Annotated in this window: 4 protein-coding genes; 3 read left to right on the top strand and 1 reads right to left on the bottom strand. The window is 40.7% G+C overall.

Annotated elements, in window-relative coordinates; genetic code table 11:
- Together IIC38_19970 and IIC38_19975 are read left to right on the top strand one after the other, a co-directional pair.
- Nucleotides 1-398: S8 family serine peptidase (locus IIC38_19970; GenBank protein MCH8128199.1), on the top strand; the 398-nt coding region annotated here is incomplete at its 5' end.
- The gene (locus IIC38_19975; GenBank protein MCH8128200.1) at nt 280-1,263 is read left to right on the top strand and encodes a S8 family serine peptidase; all 984 of its coding nucleotides are present in this window, start codon (nt 280-282) and stop codon (nt 1,261-1,263) included. The genes IIC38_19970 and IIC38_19975, both read left to right, overlap by 119 nt.
- A 164-nt stretch (nt 1,264-1,427) precedes the next feature.
- On the opposite strand, the gene IIC38_19980 is transcribed toward IIC38_19975, so the two are convergent.
- On the bottom strand, nt 1,428-3,224 hold the full coding sequence (locus tag IIC38_19980) for a T9SS type A sorting domain-containing protein (protein ID MCH8128201.1): 1,797 nt from the start codon (nt 3,222-3,224) through the stop codon (nt 1,428-1,430).
- 298 nt (nt 3,225-3,522) lie between these two features.
- Here IIC38_19980 and IIC38_19985 point away from each other — a divergent pair, with 298 nt between their 5' ends.
- A complete protein-coding gene (locus IIC38_19985; GenBank protein MCH8128202.1) occupies nt 3,523-4,605 on the top strand; it encodes an alanine--glyoxylate aminotransferase family protein in 1,083 nt (360 codons plus the stop codon).
- Nucleotides 4,606-4,848 lie beyond the last annotated feature (243 nt).

The following is a 4,848-nucleotide window of genomic DNA, read 5'->3' on the forward strand; positions in this document are numbered from 1 at the left end:
GGACGAACAATGGAGAAATTGCAAACAATGGGATAGATGATGATGGTAACGGTTATATCGATGATATCAATGGCTGGGATTTTGTTAACGATGATAATGATCCTTTCGACGATCATGGACACGGCACTCATGTTGCCGGTATTGTGGGCGCCGTTGGCGATAATAATATTGGTATTGCAGGTATTTCATGGTATGGCCGCTTAATGGCTTTGAAATCTATTGGAGAATCCGGTCATGGGGATGTAAAAGCTGTTGAAGCCATCTATTATGGTACAAATAATGGAGTACGAATTCTTAATAACAGTTGGGGGGGGAGATTATTATTCGCAAACTCTCCAAGATGCAATCAATTATGCAAATTCTTTAGGTGCTCTCTTTATCGCTGCTGCAGGAAATAATAGTGAGGATGATCCAGGTTTTTACCCTGCCAATTTCGAAAATAGTTTCGCTGTTGCTAGTACAGACCACAATGACCATAAATCAGGATTTTCTAACTTTGGTGACTGGGTGGATATATCAGCTCCTGGTTCATCCATATTAAGCACCAAACTGGTTAATCAGTATGGTTTAAAGAGTGGAACTTCAATGGCTGCTCCACACGTCAGTGGCGTTGCAGCATTGTTATTTGCTAAATATCCCGAATGGACTCCTCATGATGTTCAGACACAGATTGAGAATACAGCTGATGATTTGGATCAGAAAAATCCATCATTTGCAGGAAAATTAGGAGCCGGGCGTATCAATGCCCTTAGAGCTCTTCTACCTACGCAAGCTGACATGGTATTTCGTGTGGAACGCTCCTCCGGCAACGTCTTTACGAAGAATTCTTTTATAGGCGGTGGGGCTGATATGGCAGAGCGTATTAATGTTTCTGAGAAAGTTGAATCCGGTGATGTAGTGGAACTGGATCCGAACAAACCTGGGTATTATCGAAAAGCTCGCGGCAACAGTCAGTTGATTGCTGGTGTTATCACAACAAACCCGGGATTTACATTAGGAAATCGTCGTGAAGATTTGGAGACAACTACGGATTTGGCTCTTGAAAGTAAACCTATGCTGGCTCTAATGGGGCAAGTTCCGGTGAAAGCCACAACTGAAAATGGATCAATATTTCCCGGAAACTTGCTAATGGTATCCAATAAACCTGGTTATGCCCAGCTTTGTGCCGAAGTAAAAGCTTGTGAAGGAGCAATTATCGGTAAAGCGATTGAAGGTTTGGCACGAGGCGAAGGATTGATCCTGGTATTGGTTATGGCACATTAGAAGTTTAATTTTAAAAAGGTTATATTTGATCAAGAAAAAACTATTGTTTGTCCTATATGTTGACATTGATTATTTATTCACAAACAATAGCCTAAGCTTATACTAGAATCAAGTATAAAATAAATTGTAAAAGCCAAACAAAACTCAAAATCTTTTTCCGTTTATTACCTCATAAGGATCATCTGGTTCTGCACTTTCTTTCCATCAACCGTTAGCCGGTAAAAATAGCGCCCATTGCCAACTGGCTTTGATGAAGAATCCGTCCCATTCCAATTAAATTCATAAGGGCCTTTTGTCAATTCCCCTGTTATCAATTTGCGGATTAATTGTCCTTGCATATTGTAAATGGACAGGTCTACTTTAGCCTTTTTATCAAGTGTAAATAATATTGTAGTTGAGGAAAAAACAGGATTTGGATAGTTTTGTTCCAATTTGAAGTTGTTTGGTACTTGAACATCGTTCTCATCTTTGACATCTGTAGTTATTTTTAGAGAAAAGTCACCAACAACGGGTAAATGATCAGATGCTTCTATGGTATCATCAAATACTAAACCATATGAACTTAGTGAATTTGAAGATAGTGCCGGAGTAAATAAGACGAAGCCGTTTTCCGGTTCCAGAACACTGTCTGTAAAGACAATATAATCAAGTTTTCCGGGACTGAAAGAACTGTTCGCGTCCCACCATGTAAAAACAAAGGGAGATTCAACCTGCATAGGGAATAGTTTGGATAAGTCACTTTCATCCCAATCTGGAGCAAAGGCTGCACCGAATTGCCCGGTAAACAAAATGTCTCCGGTAAGCAACGTTTTCAACTGTTGTGCAAACCCAACAAGGTTCATATCACCGACAATGATAATCGGTGTATTTGGCGCGATATCTAACCGGCCTCCCGGAGTTTTTGCATCACGGATAAACGCCATAATCGCATCAATTTCAAATTGACGTCCCTGGTTATTGTCACAGCAGGGTGGATGAGCGACAATAAAAAGTAAATCCGAATTATGTTTTGGTCTCAAGTCGATAATAAATGCGCCGTTGTTCTGAATTGAATATGAACTCTTAATTGGGTACTGACTGACCGCAATGATGTCCGGGTCAATTTTAGCAGCATGCCAATTTTGTCCAGTTGGTAAAGGCAAAATAGTACCGATCAGTTGAGCCGTTTGAGCTGCCGTATTAGAATATATCTCCTGGAAACCGATGATCTCAGGCTCAATTGCACCTAAAATTCTTGAATAAGCTACTTTCTTGCTGATTGCAAAGAGACCATCCCTCTCTACGTTGTAACTAAGAATGCGCAAGTGGTTATCGTCCTGCTTCTCTACGTAAATTGGCGGTAATTCAGTGGAAGTCTGAGAAGTAAATTCATAAGAAATTGTTTGCCCCAGATCGGGTAAAAAATCCGTATTCTCGCCGCCATTCGCAAATTGAATTTTGATGGACTCTTGAGTGAAAAGCTCAAATTCCTGAAATGGTTTTGCAGTTCGATTTAATACGATTTCGAATTCATTCGATGAAACAGTGGGTGCAGTCACAATACCAATATTGGAATGCCGTATTCCAGTGATGTTACTGCCAAAATAAAACTGCCCGTTCCTACCACCAAAATGCCAAACCAACTCAGCGCCAATCGTGTTTATCTGCATGCCAGTCGCGTTGTTATTGTCGGTGTCCAGGTACATATGGATATCATTCAAATCCTGCAGGTTAATTTCATCACCTAGTTCAATACGGATAAACAGATATTCGTCATCATTGGACATCCAGATTTTACCAAAATCGATCGCGCCATTATTCATATCTCCGGATGGATCTTGGTGGACGGGGAACAAAGAATCCCAATCGCTAAACTCTCCATCCATGATAATGCGGGTTTGGGAAAAAGCTGCCAGAGGGAATATCAAAACAAGAAACAGGATTGGAAACTTATTTATTTGATCAAAAAACTTCTTTATCATATCGTAAATCCTTAAATCTAACGAAGGCTTAAAACCAATAAGTGTGATGATAATTTGATGAGATCATTATTATGTGCGTAGAGTATATAATCGTTTTAAGTTTAAATTGTTACTATCAATTTGAAATGTCATTTTTATTTCGGAAAATTCCAATTTGTTTTTAAAGTTTGTAGATTTCATATCAAAATAGTACTTGCAATTTAACCAGACTCATGCGATTTTAAATAAATCACAAAACCGAAACCAGGAGAATTCTATGACGAATATTTCATCCTTCCAACCACCAAACCGGGTTCTAATGGGACCTGGGCCATCAGATGTCAACCCAAGGATTTTACAAGCGATGTCTCGACCCACAATCGGACATTTAGATCCGGAATTCATTCGAATGATGGATGAAATCAAAGAGTTGCTGCAATATGCTTTTCAAACTAAAAATGAAATGACAATGGTTGTTTCAGCTCCCGGGTCTGCCGGAATGGAAGCTTGTTTTGTGAATTTGGTCGAACCTGGCGACAAAGTGATCGTCTGTCAAAACGGAGTTTTTGGCGGTCGAATGAAAGAAAATGTCGAGCGCTGTGGTGCTACGGCAATAATGGTCGAGGACGATTGGGGCAGGGCCGTAGATACTGAAAAAGTCGGAGCCGCACTTAAATCCAATCCTGATGCTAAAATTCTGGCGTTTGTTCATGCCGAAACTTCAACCGGTGCAAAATCGGACGTTAAATTATTAACTGCACTAGCCCACGAATATGGCTGCTTAACAATCGTTGATGCTGTTACCTCCCTGGGCGGAATTCCGTTAAAAATTGATGAATGGGGAGTTGATGCGGTCTATTCCGGCAGTCAAAAGTGTTTATCCTGCACTCCGGGTTTATCCCCTATCAGCTTCAATGAAAAAGCAATGGACGTGGTAAAAAACCGCAAAACAAAAGTCCAGAGCTGGTTTTTGGATTTGAATTTAGTGACTGCCTATTGGGGGGGTGGCAGTAAACGAGCTTATCATCATACAGCGCCGATTAATGCTCTCTATGGATTTCATGAAGCATTGGTTATTTTACAGGAAGAAGGACTCGAAAACGCCTGGCAAAGGCACCAGGAAAATCATCAGGAATTTCGCAAAGGAATTGAGGCGATGGGTTTACAATTCTTTGTCCCGGAGAATGAAAGGTTACCACAATTGAATGCCGTAAGCATTCCCAGCGGCGCTGATGATGCAGCCGTTAGAAGTACTTTACTCAACCGATTTGGACTAGAGATCGGTGGCGGACTTGGGCCTATGGCCGGCAAGATCTGGCGTATCGGCTTGATGGGCCATGCCTCCAGCAAGAAGAATATTTTATATTGTGTGAGTGCCTTGCGTGAAGTATTACAGGCCTAAGTATATAAAAACATAATTACTGTAACGTATTAAAATTGTACTTATCAATATTATTAAACCTCCCCTACCCCCTCCTTAAACTAAGGAGGGGAAATTCCTCCCCTTGATAAGGGGAGGTTAGGAGGGGTAATTGAGATAAACAAATTACTACAGCTTATAGCTCCGTTTAAAAATACGTCACCGAATTTATGGAACAGACCACTAAGCTAACAAGTTCATTGATGAACTGAAGCTGAACAGGAG

Source organism: candidate division KSB1 bacterium (assembly GCA_022566355.1).
In the GTDB taxonomy this organism is placed as follows: Bacteria; Zhuqueibacterota; JdFR-76; order JdFR-76; family DREG01; genus JADFJB01.

Excerpts from the sequence above, each read along its gene's own strand:
- IIC38_19975 (MCH8128200.1), top strand. The coding sequence starts at position 280 with ATGGAGTACGAATTCTTAATAACAGTTGGGGGGGGAGATTATTATTCG.
- IIC38_19980 (MCH8128201.1), bottom strand. The coding sequence starts at position 3,224 with ATGATAAAGAAGTTTTTTGATCAAATAAATAAGTTTCCAATCCTGTTT.
- IIC38_19985 (MCH8128202.1), top strand. The coding sequence starts at position 3,523 with ATGGGACCTGGGCCATCAGATGTCAACCCAAGGATTTTACAAGCGATG.